This is a genomic window from Streptomyces mutabilis, assembly GCF_046628145.1.
GTDB classification, from domain to species: Bacteria; Actinomycetota; Actinomycetes; order Streptomycetales; family Streptomycetaceae; genus Streptomyces; species Streptomyces mutabilis.
Genome location: NZ_CP176874.1, coordinates 5862563 through 5877059, shown reverse-complemented (window position 1 = coordinate 5877059; position 14497 = coordinate 5862563). Strand labels below are relative to the sequence as shown.

At 72.4% G+C, this 14497-nt stretch carries 10 protein-coding genes and 1 riboswitch; of the genes, 2 read left to right on the top strand and 8 right to left on the bottom strand.

The genetic code is table 11. The features are described 5' to 3' along the window. Positions 1–15: 15 nt before the first annotated feature. From ACLIN4_RS26540 to ACLIN4_RS26530, 3 genes are all read right to left on the bottom strand, one after another. Positions 16–1209 carry an alkaline phosphatase family protein gene (locus ACLIN4_RS26540; RefSeq protein ID WP_100047195.1) on the bottom strand — a complete coding sequence of 398 codons (1194 nt, stop codon included), beginning with the start codon at positions 1207–1209 and terminating at the stop codon, positions 16–18. Further along, positions 1209–1802 carry a DUF5998 family protein gene (locus ACLIN4_RS26535; RefSeq protein ID WP_179342210.1) on the bottom strand — a complete coding sequence of 198 codons (594 nt, stop codon included), beginning with the start codon at positions 1800–1802 and terminating at the stop codon, positions 1209–1211. Before ACLIN4_RS26535 ends, ACLIN4_RS26540 begins: the two co-directional genes overlap by 1 nt. 62 nt (positions 1803–1864) lie before the next feature. Beyond that, complete coding sequence (locus ACLIN4_RS26530) at positions 1865–4882, bottom strand: bifunctional GNAT family N-acetyltransferase/acetate--CoA ligase family protein (protein ID WP_307652001.1); 3018 nt, start codon at positions 4880–4882, stop codon at positions 1865–1867. Between the two features lie 198 nt (positions 4883–5080). On the opposite strand from ACLIN4_RS26530, the gene ACLIN4_RS26525 reads away from it, so the two are divergent. Then, on the top strand, positions 5081–5362 hold the full coding sequence (locus ACLIN4_RS26525) for an HPr family phosphocarrier protein (RefSeq protein WP_019325837.1): 282 nt from the start codon (positions 5081–5083) through the stop codon (positions 5360–5362). A 176-nt stretch (positions 5363–5538) separates the two neighbouring features. On the opposite strand, the gene ACLIN4_RS26520 is transcribed toward ACLIN4_RS26525, so the two are convergent. From ACLIN4_RS26520 to ACLIN4_RS26505, 4 genes are all read right to left on the bottom strand, one after another. Then, complete coding sequence (locus ACLIN4_RS26520; RefSeq protein ID WP_107477591.1) at positions 5539–6231, bottom strand: GntR family transcriptional regulator; 693 nt, start codon at positions 6229–6231, stop codon at positions 5539–5541. 256 nt (positions 6232–6487) lie between these two features. Continuing rightward, a complete protein-coding gene (locus tag ACLIN4_RS26515) occupies positions 6488–7252 on the bottom strand; it encodes a M23 family metallopeptidase (RefSeq protein WP_289908829.1) in 765 nt (254 codons plus the stop codon). Between the two features lie 12 nt (positions 7253–7264). Then, positions 7265–7429: riboswitch (cyclic di-AMP (ydaO/yuaA leader) on the bottom strand. 191 nt (positions 7430–7620) lie between these two features. Beyond that, positions 7621–9009 carry a M16 family metallopeptidase gene (locus ACLIN4_RS26510; RefSeq protein WP_100048055.1) on the bottom strand — a complete coding sequence of 463 codons (1389 nt, stop codon included), beginning with the start codon at positions 9007–9009 and terminating at the stop codon, positions 7621–7623. Then, entirely contained in the window at positions 9006–10358 is a 1353-nt protein-coding gene (locus tag ACLIN4_RS26505) for a M16 family metallopeptidase (RefSeq protein ID WP_107477590.1), read from the bottom strand. The genes ACLIN4_RS26510 and ACLIN4_RS26505 overlap by 4 nt, the downstream gene beginning before the upstream one ends. A gap of 309 nt (positions 10359–10667) precedes the next feature. Here ACLIN4_RS26505 and ACLIN4_RS26500 point away from each other — a divergent pair, with 309 nt between their 5' ends. Further along, entirely contained in the window at positions 10668–13124 is a 2457-nt protein-coding gene (locus ACLIN4_RS26500; protein WP_411576295.1) for a DNA gyrase/topoisomerase IV subunit A, read from the top strand. Positions 13125–13137: 13 nt separating this feature from the next. Here ACLIN4_RS26500 and ACLIN4_RS26495 read toward each other — a convergent pair whose 3' ends face one another. Continuing rightward, on the bottom strand, positions 13138–14223 hold the full coding sequence (locus ACLIN4_RS26495) for a CobW family GTP-binding protein (RefSeq protein WP_411576294.1): 1086 nt from the start codon (positions 14221–14223) through the stop codon (positions 13138–13140). Positions 14224–14497 lie beyond the last annotated feature (274 nt).

The following is a 14497-nucleotide window of genomic DNA, read 5'->3' as shown; positions in this document are numbered from 1 at the left end:
AGGGGGCGGAGGGGGTCAGGAGCGTACTTCGAGCAGGGGGACGAGCTGCTCGGCGGGGGTCATCGAGCCGTGGTTGCCGACCATCGACGACTCCTTCGGCTCCCGCTCCGAGGCGATGAGCAGGACGTCGTCCCGCGCGGCGGCGACCACGTCGCCGATGCGGTCGTACACCCGGTCGTCGATGCGGGGGCCGAACCAGCCCGCCTCGATCGCCTCGTCGCGCGAAGCCACCCAGAACTGTTCGCCGAGTACTTCGCGCCAGCAGGTCAGCACGTCGTTGTGCGCGCCGGGGACCGCGTACACGTGCCGGGCGCGGCCCTCGCCGCCGAGGAGGGCGACGCCCGCCTTCAGCTCCCAGTCCTCGTCGAAGTCGATGCGGTGGTCCTCGTCGAAGGGCACGTCGATCATGCCGTGGTCGGCGGTGACGTACAGGGCGCTGCGCGGCGGCAGTTGCTCGGCGAGGCGCTGGACGAGCCGGTCGACGTGGGCGAGCTGGCCGCGCCAGGTGTCGGAGTCGACGCCGAAGCGGTGGCCGGCGCCGTCGACCTCGGCGTAGTACGTGTAGACGAGCGCGCGGTCGGCGCCGGCCAGCTGCTCGGCGGCGAGGTCCATGCGGTCCTCGCCGGACAGCCGGCCGTGGAACGTGCCGCCACTGAGCGCGACCTTGGTCAGCGGGGTGTTCGCGAAGGTCGGGGAGGAGACCTGGGCGGCATGCACACCCGCCCGGTGGGCGAGGTCGAAGACGGTGGGGTACGGCTGCCAGGCGCCCGGCGCCGTCCACGGCTGCCAGCGCAGCTGGTTCATCAGCTCGCCGGTGTCCGGATTGCGCACCGTGTATCCGGGCAGGCCGTGGGCGCCCGGCGGCAGGCCGGTGCCGACGGACGCGAGGGAGGTCGCGGTGGTCGCCGGATAGCCGGCGGTGATCGGGCGGCCGGTGCCCCCGCGCGAGCTACCCAGGAGCGAGGTCATGAAGGGGGCGTCCTCGGGGTGGGCGCGCAGTTGCTCCCAGCCGAGGCCGTCGATCAGGAACACGCAGTTCCGGTCGGCGGGGGTCAGTTCGGTGATGCCGGCGGTCACGCCGGGGACGCCGAGGCCCGCGGCCAGGGTGGGCAGCAGGTCGGCGAGGGAGCCCGTGCCGTACTCGGGTACGGGGGCGGAGTCGACGGGGAGGGGCTCCGGGTCGGTGTCCCAGGCTGCGGGCTGGACCATCAGCGGGTGTCCGCCGTCGCCTCGGAGAGGGCCTGCGCGAAGGCGAGCGCCTGGCGCACCGTCTCCGGGCCGTCACCGGCCTCGCTGACGCGCAGGCTCAGGTCGTCGGCGGTCGAGCTGCCGGTGTAGCCGTGGTCGGCCTCGCAGTTGGGGTCGCCGCAGGCGGCGGGCTCCAGGTCGAGGCGGGCGACGGCGCCCCAGCCGATGGTGAGCACGATCTCGCGGGGCAGGGTGCCCGGCTTGTACTGCTCCGGGTTGGCGACGACGCGGCTGACGACGATGGACGAGATCCGGCCGAGCTTGACGGACTCCGTGGACGTCGTGGCGTACGGCGTCGGGGAGGTGTCGTCGGCGGCCTGCTCGTCGGTGTGGCTGACGATGAAGCGGTTGCCGGTGAGCACGAGCACGGTCACGTGCCGGCGCACCTCGTTCTGGTCGAACGTCGTCTCCTGGTGGACCAGGTACGACCGCACGGGCTCGCCGCCCACGGCGGCCTCCACCGCCTCGGCCACGAGGGCCGGGTAGTAGCCGCTGCGCTCGATCGCCGCTCGCAGCCCCTGGGTCGTCGTACTGGTCTTGGCCATGCCGTCCATCCTACGGGGGCCCACCGACTGCGCGGGACGCCTGTGCGGCACCCGTCCCGGGCGCCGCGCGGTCAGTAGGCGGGCAGGGTCCGCGGGCCCAGGTCGTCCCGGGCGGGAGGGGGAGCGAGGCGGACGGAGGCGCTGAGGACGCTCAGGCCGCGCGGGGCGACGACGACCGGTTCCAGGGTGACCGCGACGACCTCCGGATGGTCGTCGACCAGTCGGGAGACCCGCAGCAGCAGTTCCTCCAGGGCGGCGGAGTCGACCGGGGCCGAGCCGCGCCAGCCGAAGAGGAGGGGCGCCGTGCGGATCGAGCGGATGAGCGAGGTCGCCTCGCGGTCGGTGACCGGAATCAGCCGGTGCGCCATGTCGCCGAGCAGCTGGGTGGCCGCCCCGGCGAGCCCGAAGGAGAGCGCGGCGCCGGCCGCCGGGTCGATGACCGCGCGTACGACGGTGTCGACGCCGCGCGGTGCCATGCCCTGCACCACCGGGCGCAGCTCCGCGGGCGTCCCGAACAGCTCGGTCAATTCCGCGTAGGCCCGCCGGAGTTGCTCCTCGTCCGCCAGGTCGAGGCGTACGCCGCCCAGGTCGGCCCGGTGGCGCAGGTGCGGGGCGGTGGCTTTGAGGGCGACGGGGTAGCCGATGGTGCGCGCGGCGGCCACCGCGTCGTCGGGGGTGGGGGCGGGCAGGGCGCGGTGGACGTGGATGCCGTACCTGGCGAGCAGCTCGCAGGTCTCCGCGTCGCCGAGGGTGAGCCCCTGCCCGCGCGCGAGGTGCCCGGCGATCAGGCCGGCGGCGCCCTTCTCGTCGATGTCCTCGTACTCCGGCACCTTGCCGGGGTCGGCGGCGTCGCGTCGCCACTGGGCGTAGGAGACGGCCTGGGCGAGGGCCCGGACGGCGCGTTCGGCGGCGGGGTAGGCGGGGATGAGACGGGTACCGCGGTCGGTGGGCGGGGTGAGCGATGCGGCGGGGGCACCGGGGGCGGCTGGTGGGACAGGTGCGGTGGGGCGGGCGGGGGCGGCGGGAGCGTCAGGGGTGGCGGGTGCGGCCGCGGGCGGCTGCTCCAGGGCGTCGGGCCGGGCGGCACCTGCCGTGGAGGGCGTCCGGGGCTCGGTGGCCGGTGCGGCGTGGGGGCCGGGGGCTGCCGGTGGCCCGGCGCGCTCGGGACCGGCCGGGCCCGGACGTGTCTCGGCGGGCGCCGGCGCCTGCGGTGCCGTGCTCGCCGCCGCGGACAGGGCCTCCGCGAGGCCGCCCAGCTCCACGTGCACCACGAGGACCGGCTTCGTCGGCACCGCGGCCGCCGCCGACCGCAGGGCTTCCGCCAGCTCGGCGTCACCGGCCGCCCCCGGCATCTCCCCCACCGTGGGGATCGCGGTCACCACCACCGCGTCGCAGGTGTCGTCGGCCAGCGCGCGGGAGAGCGCCGCGTGGAAGTCGCCGGCCGAGGCGGCCGTCGTCAGGTCCAGCGGGGGGTGCGGCCGCAGCCCCTCGGAGAGACACGCGTCGTACGTCAGCAGTCCCAGGGACTCGGAATTCCCCAGGATGGCCACCCTCGGCCCGGCCGGCAGTGGCTGGCGGGCGAGCAGCAGTCCCGCGTCGACCAGGTCGGTGATCGTGTCGACCCGGATCACGCCGGCCTGCCTCAGCAGCGCGGAGACCGTCGCGTGCGGGAGCCGCGTCGCCCGCACGGCGTGTCCCTGCGGCGCCACGCCCCCGTGCCGGGCGCCCTGCACCACGACCAGGGGCTTGACGGCCGCCGTGCGCCGGGCGAGGCGGGTGAACTTGCGAGGGTTGCCGATGGACTCCAGGTACATCAGCGCGACGTCGGTCTCCGGGTCGTCGTACCAGTACTGGAGGACGTCGTTGCCGGAGACGTCGGCACGGTTGCCGGACGAGACGAAGGTCGAGACGCCGGTGACGCCGGTGACTCCCCCGCCGCGCCGGTGCAGCCGGGAGAGCAGGGCGATGCCGATGGCGCCGGACTGGGCGAACAGGCCGATCCGGCCGGTGCGGGGCATCTCGGGGGCGAGGGAGGCGTTCAGCCGCACGTCCGCGGAGGTGTTGATGATCCCGAAGGCGTTCGGCCCGATGATCCGCATGCCGTAGGTGCGCGCCTGCCGCACGAGGGCGCGCTGGCGTTCGCGTCCCTCGGTGCCGCTGTCGGCGTACCCGGCGGAGATCACCACCAGGCCCTGCACCCCGTGCTCGCCGCACTCGGTGACGACGTCGGGGACGCGGTCGGCCGGGACGGTGACGACGACGAGGTCGACCTGCCCGTCGATGTCGCGCACCGAGCGGCACGCGGGCACCCCGTCGATCTCCTTCAGGTCCTCGGGAAAGGCGTTGTTCACGGCGTACAACCGGCCGGTGTAGCCCGCGTCCCGGATGTTGGCGAGGATGCTGCGGCCGACCCCGCCCGGCGTGCGGCCGGTGCCGACGACCGCGACCGAGCCGGGCTGCAGCAGCCGCTGCACGGAACGCGCCTCCGCGCGCTGCTCACGCGCGTACTGCACGGCGAGCGAGCGGTCGGTCGGTTCGAGCCCGAACTCCAGCCGGACCACACCGTCCTCGAAGCTGCGCTTCTGGGTGTAGCCGGCGTCCATGAACACCTTGATCATCTTGGTGTTGGCGGGCAGCACCTCGGCGGCGAAGCGGCGGATGCCGCGCTCGCGGGCGACGGCGGCGATGTGCTCCAGCAGCGCGGAGGCCACGCCGCGCCCCTGGTGGGCGTCCTGGACGAGGAAGGCGACCTCGGCCTCGTCGGCGGGTGCGCCCGCGGGCGTTCCACCGGGGCCGATCCGGTCGTAGCGTACGGTGGCGATGAACTCGCCGCCGACGGTGGCGGCGAGCCCCACCCGGTCCACAAAGTCGTGGTGCGTGAAGCGGTGGACGTCCTTGGCGGACAGGCGAGGGTACGGCGCGAAGAAGCGGTAGTACTTCGACTCGTCGGAGACCTGCTCGTAGAAGCTGACCAGGCGCTCGGCGTCATCAACGGTGATGGGGCGGACGCGCGCGGTGCCGCCGTCGCGCAGCACCACGTCGGCCTCCCAGTGGGCGGGATACTCGTGCCGGTCCGACGAGGTCTGCATGGGCCCCAGAGTACGGCTCGCGTACGACAACGGCGCGAGGCAGTCTGTGGAGGACGGAAGGTCGGGCCGAGGCCGCGGTCCGACGACCACGCGGGACGGCGCACGGTGCCGTCCCGGCATGCTTCACGATGTGGGAAACTGGTCTAGACAAGACTGGTCTAGACAACATGAAACCTGAACACCTGAAGGGCACATCACATGGCTGAGCGCCGCGTCAACGTCGGCTGGGCCGAGGGCCTCCACGCCCGCCCCGCCTCCATCTTCGTCCGAGCCGCCACGGCCACAGGCGTCCCGGTGACGATCGCCAAGGCCGACGGCTCCCCCGTCAACGCGGCCTCCATGCTGGCCGTTCTCGGCCTCGGCGCCCAGGGCGGCGAGGAGATCGTCCTCGCCTCCGACGCCGAGGGCGCGGACGCCGCCCTCGACCGGCTGGCGAAGCTGGTCTCCGAGGGGCTCGAGGAGCTTCCCGAGACCGTCTGACGTCTGACCGTCCGTCCGTCCGACCGACGGAACCGGCAGCACCGAAAGGCCCGCCCGGAATACCGGGCGGGCTTTTCCTTTTCCGTCTCCGTGAACTGCAATCCCATTTTCGGAACCAGTTTCGGCGACAGCGGAAAACACCCCCGAAGTAGAATCACTTGTATACCCCCTCCGCGTTAAGAACGCAGACTCGGCGTGTTTACGGCACGTTGCGAATTCCTCACAGCCGCCCGTCCGTCCCCGGAGGCGAACCGCAGCCGGTGCAGTGCGGCGGACCGCTCGGTGTGCAGCGCCATGAGCGCCCGCGCGCGCTCACCGTCACCCCGGGCCACCGCGTCGGTGATCGCGCCGTGCTCCGCCCAGCACTCCGCCGGATCGGCCGGCGCGGCCACGACGTACAGCCAGGCGATCTTGTGCCGCAGCTGGGTCAGCAGCGCCGTCAAGGAGGGACTGCCGGCGGCCTGGGCGAGGGTCTCGTGGAACCACCCGTCCAGTGAGCGCAGGTCGTCGCTGTGCCCCTGCCTGGCGCGGTCCTGCCCCAGCCTGACCAGCCCGCGCAGCACCTTGAGGTGGGCCTCGGTGCGGCGCCGTGCGGCCCGTGCGGCGCCGAGGGGTTCCAGGAGCGTACGGGTCTCCAGCAGGTCCGCGGCCTCCTCTTCGGTGGGCTCCGCGACGCACGCGCCCGCGTGCCGCCGGGTCACCACGAAGCCCTCGGCCTCCAGCGTGCGCAGGGCCTCGCGGACGGGGACGCGGGAGACTCCGTAGCGGCGGGCGAGGAGTTCCTCGGTGAGGCGGCCGCCGCGCCCGTGGACACCGGCGACGATGTCGTCCCGGATCGCCGTGCACACCGAGTGCGCCGGAATACGCATGCCCGACCTCCGCCATAATCCCCGTGAAACGTCGACGATTGACGCCTGTTCAGTGACTCTAGGCCAGTGAGGCCGATTTCCCGGCGGCGGGGCGGATTTCATGGACATTTTTTGGACAGCGACCGTGGACCCGGGCCGCGCATGGAAACGCGGACCGCGCGCGGAAATACGAAAACCCCGGCTCGGGGAGCCGGGGCTTTCGACGCCTTGACGTCGTCAGACGTACCGAGGCCTGGTCGTCATCGAACGTTCGTCGTCAGACGTTCACGCCGTGGGAGCGGAGGTAGGCCACGGGGTCGATGTCCGAGCCGTACTCGGCGCTCGTACGGGCCTCGAAGTGCAGGTGCGGTCCGGTGACGTTGCCGGTGGCACCGGAGAGGCCGATCTGCTGGCCGGCGGAGACGGACTGGCCCACCGAGACCCCGATGGACGACAGGTGGCCGTACTGCGTGTAGGTGCCGTCGTGCATCTTGATCACGACCTGGTTGCCGTACGCCCCGCCCCAGCCGGCCTCGACCACGGTGCCGACGCCGACCGCGTGCACGGACGTACCGCTGGAGGCGTGGAAGTCGATGCCGGTGTGGCTGCCGGAGGACCACAGGGAGCTGCCGGCCCGGTAGGCGGTGGAGACGTAGGAGGCGGTGATCGGGGTCACGAAGGTGTTGAGGCGCTTGCGCTCCGCCTCGCGTGCGGCGCGCTCCTTGGCCTCGCGCGCCTCCTCGGCCGCCTCGGCGGCCCGCTCGCGCGCGGCCTCCTGGGCCGCCTCACGGGCGGCGGCGTCCAGGGCTGCCTGCTTCTGGGCGGCGGCCTGAGCGTCGATCTCGTCGGCCACGGAGTCGCCGATGCTGATGACCGGCGTGATCCCGGTCTGCTCCGCCTCGGGCTCGGCGGCGAGCGCCGGTGCCGCGAGGGTGCCGACGACGCCGGTGGTGGCGAGGGCCGCGACACCCGCCGCGCGGGCGGTGGTGCGGTGCATCCGGCTGGGACGGCGGTGCTTCCCGGTGGCGCGCGTGAACGCCATGTAGAGGCTGGTCCTTTCCTTCCCTCTCGCCTACCGGGTTAGCTGACGGGTTCGGAGCAGGAAGGTCTCCTACGGACCCCCTCGCTGCACGCGCGGGCGTCCGATTCACCCCAGGGACTGCATTGGGTCCCCGGCTCCCCTGGCTCGCGCCGTACGGGGACTCGGCGATGACTGTCCGGTGCCGCGGGTGCGGCGTACTGCCTGACGAACAGCCCGGAAGACGCTAAACGCGGCTGTCTTCAATCCTCAAACGCAACAAGGATTTTGTAGCGCATGCCACAGGGCAGACAGGCAGTCTCTCCCTCAATTCGGACAAACGGTGGCCCTGGTGACACTCGGGTCACCAGGGCCACCCCGCGCGGGTGCCGCTACTCGGCCGCCACCACGGTGACTTCGCCGATGCCGAGGGCCTCGACGGGTGCCTTGATCTGCGCGGCGTCACCGACGAGGACCGTCACCAGACGGTCCACCGGGAAGGCGTTCACGACCGCCGCGGTGGCCTCCACGGTGCCCGTGGCGGCGAGTTGGCGGTAGAGCGTGGCCTGGTAGTCGTCGGGCAGGTGCTGCTCGACCTGGTCGGCGAGCGTGCTCGCCACGGCCGCCGCCGTCTCGTACTTCAGCGGTGCCACACCCACCAGGTTCTGCACGGCGACGTCGCGCTCGGCGTCGGTGAGTCCGCCCTCCGCGAGCGTGCGCAGCACCGTCCACAGGTCCTGCAGGGCCGGGCCGGTGTTGGGGGTGTCGACGGAACCGCTGATGGCGAGCATCGCGGCGCCCGTGCCGTCGGGAGCGGAGCGCAGGACCTGCCCGAACGCCCGGACTCCGTAGGTGTAACCCTTCTCCTCGCGCAGGACGCGGTCCAGGCGGGAGGTGAGGGTGCCGCCGAGGCAGTAGGTGCCGAGGACCTGAGCGGGCCAGACCCGGTCGTGCCGGTCGGAGCCGGTGCGGCCGATCAGCAGCTGCGTCTGGACGGCTCCGGGGCGGTCCACGATGACGACGCGGCCCCGGTCGTCGGCGGTCACCGGGGGCACCGGGCGCGGCTCGGCGGCCGAGCCGGTCCACGCGCCCAGGGTGTCGCCGAGCAGCGCGTCGAGGTCGATGCCGGTGAGGTCGCCGACGACCACGGCGGTGGCCGTGGCGGGGCGGACGTGCTTCTCGTAGAAGCTCCGTACGGCGGCGGAGTCGATGTTGGCCACCGTCTCCTCGGTGCCCTGGCGCGGGCGCGACATGCGCGTGTCGGCCGGGAACAGCTGCTTGGACAGCTCCTTGGCCGCGCGGCGGGCCGGGTTGGCCAGCTCGTGCGGGATCTCGTCGAGCCGGTTGCGGACCAGGCGTTCGACCTCGCCGTCCGCGAAGGCGGGCGCCCGGAGGGCGTCGGCGAGCAGGCCGAGGGCCTTGGCCAGGCGCGAGGCGGGCACCTCCAGGCTCAGCCGGACACCGGGGTGGTCGGCGAGCGCGTCGAGGGTGGCGCCGCAGCGCTCCAGTTCAGCGGCGAACTCCTCGGCGGAGTGCTTGTCGGTGCCCTCGGAGAAGGCGCGCGCCATGATGGTGGCGACGCCGTCGAGTCCGGCCGGCTCGGCGTCCAGGGGCGCGTCGAGCAGCACCTCGACGGCGACGACCTGCTGACCGGGGCGGTGGCAGCGCAGCACGGTGAGGCCGTTGCCGAGGCTGCCTCGCTCGGGGGCGGGGAACGCCCACGGCTTGGGCTCGCCGGCCTGCGGCTGGGGGTGGAAGTCCATGGTGGCGAGCTCGGTCACTTGGCCGCCTCCTCGTTCTCGTCGGTGGCGTCGTTCTCGTCGGCGGGGGCCGTGGGCTCGTAGACGAGCACCGCGCGGTTGTCGGGGCGCAGGCGGGCCTTGGCGACCTCCTGGACCTCCTCGGCGGTCACTTCCAGCACCCGCTGCACGGCGGTGAGGGCCAGCTGCGGGTCGCCGAACAGGACGGCGTACCGGCACAGTTCGTCGGCGCGGCCCGCGACCGTGCCCAGGCGGTCCAGCCACTCGCGCTCCAGCTGGGCCTGGGCGCGCTCCATCTCCTCGGCCGTGGGGCCCTCCTCGGCGAACCGGGCGAGCTCCTCGTCGATGGCGGTCTCGATGACCGGAACCTCGACGTCACCGGACGTCTTCACGTCCAGCCACCCCAGTGAGGGCGCTCCGGCGAGCCGCAGCAGCCCGAACCCGGCGGCGACGGCCGTGCGGTCGCGCCGTACGAGCCGGTTGTACAGGCGGGAGGACTCGCCGCCGCCGAGGACGGTGAGGGCCAGGTCGGCCGCGTCGCACGCGCGCGTGCCGTCCTCCGGCAGGCGGTAGGCCGCCATCAGGGCGCGGGCCGGGACCTCCTCCTCGACGATCTCGCGCAGCTGCTCGCCCATGATGTCCGGCAGCGATCCGTCCCGCGGGGGCTGCTTGCCGTCGTGCGAGGGGATGGAGCCGAAGTACTTCTCGATCCAGGCGAGCGTCTGCTCCGGGTCGATGTCGCCGACGACCGACAGCACCGCGTTGTTCGGCGCGTAGTAGGTCCGGAAGAACGCCCGCGCGTCCTCCAGGGTCGCGGCGTCCAGGTCGGCCATCGAGCCGATCGGCGTGTGGTGGTAGGGGTGGCCCTCCGGGTAGGCGAGGGCGGTGAGCTTCTCGAAAGCGGTGCCGTAGGGCACGTTGTCGTAGCGCTGGCGGCGCTCGTTCTTGACGACGTCCCGCTGGTTCTCCATGGACTCGTCGTCCAGTGCGGACAGCAGGGAGCCCATGCGGTCGGCCTCCAGCCAGAGGGCGAGCTCCAGCTGGTGGGCGGGCATGGTCTCGAAGTAGTTGGTGCGCTCGAAGCTGGTGGTGCCGTTGAGGGAGCCGCCGGCGCCCTGCACCAGTTCGAAGTGGCCGTTGCCCTTGACCTGGGCGGAGCCCTGGAACATGAGGTGCTCGAAAAGGTGAGCCAGGCCGGTACGCCCCTTGACTTCGTGGCGCGAACCCACGTCGTACCAGAGGCACACCGCCGCGACCGGGGTCAGGTGGTCCTCGGAGAGCACCACGCGCAGGCCGTTGGCCAGGCGGTGCTCGGTCGCTGTCAGGCCGCCGGAGTCTGCCTGGGCTGTGGCCGTGTGACCCATGGGCATGTACGTCCCTTCGATCGCGGAATGCTGAGTGTTCAGCCGGGTGGAACCATCGGGCGGAACTGCGGAATTCCGCCGGTCCTGCCACTGTATGCAAGCGTGCGGGACACCGGTGGAGTTCCCGGACCTCGTACGCCGAGAGCGAGCACGCGGTCGGCGGCCCGGGAACGAGGGCGTGGGACGAGGGCGTACCCTGCGGGCAGCGCCGGGCCGGGCAGCCCGTGACGGGTCCTGGTCGGTCGCTGTCAGTGCCGCGGTCCACAATGGACCGCGTCAGATCACCGTTCACGCTTCAGCAAGGAGCCGGCAGCGATGGCCCGCCGTAGTACGAAGACCCCGCCGCCCGACGACCCGTACGAGGAGAAGATCCTCGACGTCGACGTCGTCGACGAGATGCAGGGCTCCTTCCTCGAGTACGCGTACTCGGTCATCTACTCCCGTGCGCTGCCGGACGCCCGCGACGGCCTCAAGCCGGTGCACCGCCGCATCGTCTACCAGATGAACGAGATGGGCCTGCGGCCCGAGCGCGGCTACGTGAAGTGCGCCCGCGTCGTCGGCGAGGTCATGGGCAAACTGCACCCGCACGGCGACGCGTCGATCTACGACGCCCTGGTGCGCATGGCCCAGTCCTTCTCGATGCGCGTGCCCCTGGTGGACGGCCACGGCAACTTCGGCTCGCTGGGCAACGACGACCCGCCGGCCGCCATGCGGTACACCGAGTGCCGGATGGCCGAGGCCGCCGGCCTGATGACGGAGTCCATCGACGAGGACACCGTCGACTTCGGCCCGAACTACGACGGCCAGGAGCAGGAGCCGGTGGCGCTGCCCGCCGCCTTCCCCAACCTGCTGGTCAACGGCGCCTCCGGCATCGCGGTCGGCATGGCCACGAACATGCCGCCGCACAACCTGCGCGAGGTCATCGCGGCCGCCCGGCACCTGATCCGGCACCCGAACGCCGACCTCGACGCGCTGATGAAGCACGTTCCCGGTCCCGACCTGCCCACCGGTGGCCGGATCGTCGGCCTGCCCGGCATCCGGGACGCCTACGAGACGGGCCGAGGCACGTTCAAGATCCGCGCGACGGTGTCCGTGGAGACCGTGACGGCCCGCCGAAAGGGCCTCGTCGTCACCGAGCTGCCCTTCGCGGTCGGCCCCGAGAAGGTCATCTCGAAGATCAAGGACCTGGTCGGTTCGAAGAAGCTCCAGGGCATCGCCGACGTCAAGGACCTCACCGACCGCGAGCACGGTCTGCGCCTGGTCATCGAGATCAAGAACGGCTTCGTGCCCGAGGCGGTCCTGGAGCAGCTCTACAAGCTGACGCCGATGGAGGAGTCCTTCGGCATCAACAACGTCGCCCTGGTGGACGGTCAGCCCCTCACCCTGGGCCTCAAGGAGCTGCTGGAGGTCTACCTCGACCACCGCTTCAACGTCGTGCGCCGCCGCAGCGAGTTCCGCCGCGGCAAGCGCCGGGACCGCCTGCACCTGGTCGAGGGCCTGCTCACCGCGCTGGTGGACATCGACGAGGTCATCCGTCTCATCCGCTCCAGCGAGAACTCCGCGCAGGCCAAGCAGCGCCTGATGGAGCGCTTCTCGCTGAGCGAGGTCCAGACCCAGTACATCCTGGACACGCCGCTGCGCCGGCTCACCAAGTACGACCGCATCGAGCTGGAGGCCGAGAAGGAGCGGCTCAACGCGGAGATCGAGGAGCTGACCCGGATCCTCGACTCGGACGCGGAGCTGCGCAAGCTGGTCTCGGCCGAACTGGCCGCGGTCGCCAAGAAGTTCGGCACCGACCGCCGCACGGTCCTGCTGGAGTCGTCCGGCGCCCCGGTGGCCGCCGTTCCGCTCCAGGTGGCGGACGACCCCTGCCGGGTGCTGCTGTCCTCCACCGGCCTGCTCGCCCGCACCGTGAACGACGAGCCCCTGGTCACGGACGCCAAGGCCAAGCGGGTCAAGCACGACCTGATCGTCTCGGCGGTGCCGGCCACGGCCCGTGGCGAGGTGGGTGTGGTGACCTCCGGCGGGCGGCTGCTGCGGGTGAACGTGGTGGACCTGCCCCAGCTCCCCGAGTCCATGCCGACGCCGAACCTCTCGGGCGGCGCGCCGCTGGCGGAGTTCGTGTCTCTGGACGACGACGAGACGGTCATCTGTCTGACCACGCTGGACGAGTCCTCGCCGGGACTGGCGCTCGGCACGGAGCAGGGCGTGGTCAAGCGGGTGGTGCCCGACTACCCGTCCAACAAGGGCGAGCTGGAGGTCATCACCCTCAAGGAGGGCGACCGGATCGTCGGCGGCGCCGAGCTCCGCACCGGCGAGGAGGACCTGGTCTTCATCACCGACGACGCGCAACTGCTGCGCTACCAGGCGTCCCAGGTCCGTCCGCAGGGCCGTCCGGCGGGTGGCGTGGCGGGTATCAAGCTCGCCGAGGGCGTCAAGGTCATCTCGTTCACCGCGGTGGACCCGGCCGCGGACGCGGTGGTCTTCACGGTGGCCGGTTCGCGAGGCACCCTGGACGACTCCGTCCAGACCACGGCCAAGCTCACCCCCTTCGACCAGTACCCGCGCAAGGGCCGCGCCACGGGCGGCGTGCGCTGCCAGCGGTTCCTGAGGGGCGAGGACTGCCTGGCCTTCGCCTGGGCCGGCGCCACCCCGGCGCTCGCCGCGCAGAAGAACGGCTCCCCGGCCCAGCTCCCGGAGATCGACCCGCGCCGCGACGGCTCGGGCGTGTCGCTGCCGAAGACGGTGTCGGTGGTGGCGGGTCCGGCCTGACGCAGGCCCGGCGTCAGGGCATGAGCGGCGGCTCCTCGCCGCCGCTCTGCTCCGCCCCCTCGGGGTCCGGTACGTAGCGCAGGACGCCCCACATGCCGTGCTCGTCGGCGGGTGGGGCGTCGGCGCCCCTGCGGCACGCGTCGAGTTGCGCGCCGAGGTCGGCGGCGTCGATGCCGGAGCCGATGAGGACGAGCTGGGTGCGGCGGGCCTCGCCCGGGGGCCAGGGCTCGGGGTAGAAGCGCAGGAAGCGCCCGACGGCGTGGACGGCGTACCGGTTCCGCGAGTCGTACGGCCCGAAGTCGACGTAGCCCTTGATCCGGTACAGGCCCTCGGGCCGGCTGTCGAGGAAACGCATGAGCCCACGCGGGTCCATCGGGAGGTCGGACATGAAGGACAGCGTGTCGTAGGCCGCGTGCAGGTGTTCGGCGTACGCGCCGTGCACGGAGTGGTCGTGCAGGTCGTCGAAGGACAGCTGCCCCACGCGTTCCTCGCTCGGGCGGCAGTCGTAGAGGAACTCGGGATCGATGCGGCCGTAGGTCGCGGGCACCACGGCGGCGCGGTCGGTGAGCGAGCGGACGAGCGCGAGCACGCGCTCGGCGTCCGGGACCCGGTCGGTCTTGTTGACGACGACCAGGTCGGCGAGCGCCAGGTGCCGGTCGATCTCGGGGTGCTTCGCGCGCGTGGCGTCGAACTCGGCGGCGTCGACGACCTCGACCAGCCCGCCGTAGACGACCCTCGGCTGCTCGCTGGCGAGCAGCATGCGCACCAGCTCCTGCGGCTCGGCGAGACCGCTGGCCTCGATGACGATGACGTCGATGCCGGCCTCGGGCCGGGCGAGCCGCTCCAGGTATCCGTCGAGTTCACTCGCGTCGACGGCGCAGCACAGGCACCCGTTGCCGAGCGACACGGTGGAGTCGCCGAGTGCGCCGGCCACGGCCATCGCGTCGATCTCGATCGACCCGAAGTCGTTGACGATGGCGCCGATCCGGCTGCCTCCGCTGCGGTGCAGCAGGTGGTTGAGGAGTGTGGTCTTTCCGGAGCCGAGGAATCCGGCGAGTACGACGACCGGGATCTGCTGCGGAGTCGGGCGCTGCCCCACCGTGCGACCTCTCTCTCCACCACGCGTACGCCGGCCCGCGGCAAGGCGTACACCCACGTACGGAATTGCCTGCTCAGGATACGAGCCGACGCCGCCGGCACGGAGTGAACGATTGTTAGCAGCACTCGCTGGGCAGACGTCTGGACAAGGCGCCGGACCGTGCGACCCTCGCTTCCCTCCGTGCGCCTCCTCTCCGCCTCCCCGCCGATCAGCGCCGCTCGGCACTCTGGAGGCGGCAAGCGCCGCCCATCGCTCGCCGGTCCCCGTCAGCCGA

Coding starts and splice junctions, on each gene's coding strand:
- ACLIN4_RS26540 (WP_100047195.1), bottom strand. CDS start 1,209: ATGGTCCAGCCCGCAGCCTGGGACACCGACCCGGAGCCCCTCCCCGTC.
- ACLIN4_RS26535 (WP_179342210.1), bottom strand. CDS start 1,802: ATGGACGGCATGGCCAAGACCAGTACGACGACCCAGGGGCTGCGAGCG.
- ACLIN4_RS26530 (WP_307652001.1), bottom strand. CDS start 4,882: ATGCAGACCTCGTCGGACCGGCACGAGTATCCCGCCCACTGGGAGGCC.
- ACLIN4_RS26525 (WP_019325837.1), top strand. CDS start 5,081: ATGGCTGAGCGCCGCGTCAACGTCGGCTGGGCCGAGGGCCTCCACGCC.
- ACLIN4_RS26520 (WP_107477591.1), bottom strand. CDS start 6,231: ATGCGTATTCCGGCGCACTCGGTGTGCACGGCGATCCGGGACGACATC.
- ACLIN4_RS26515 (WP_289908829.1), bottom strand. CDS start 7,252: ATGGCGTTCACGCGCGCCACCGGGAAGCACCGCCGTCCCAGCCGGATG.
- ACLIN4_RS26505 (WP_107477590.1), bottom strand. CDS start 10,358: ATGCCCATGGGTCACACGGCCACAGCCCAGGCAGACTCCGGCGGCCTG.
- ACLIN4_RS26500 (WP_411576295.1), top strand. CDS start 10,668: ATGGCCCGCCGTAGTACGAAGACCCCGCCGCCCGACGACCCGTACGAG.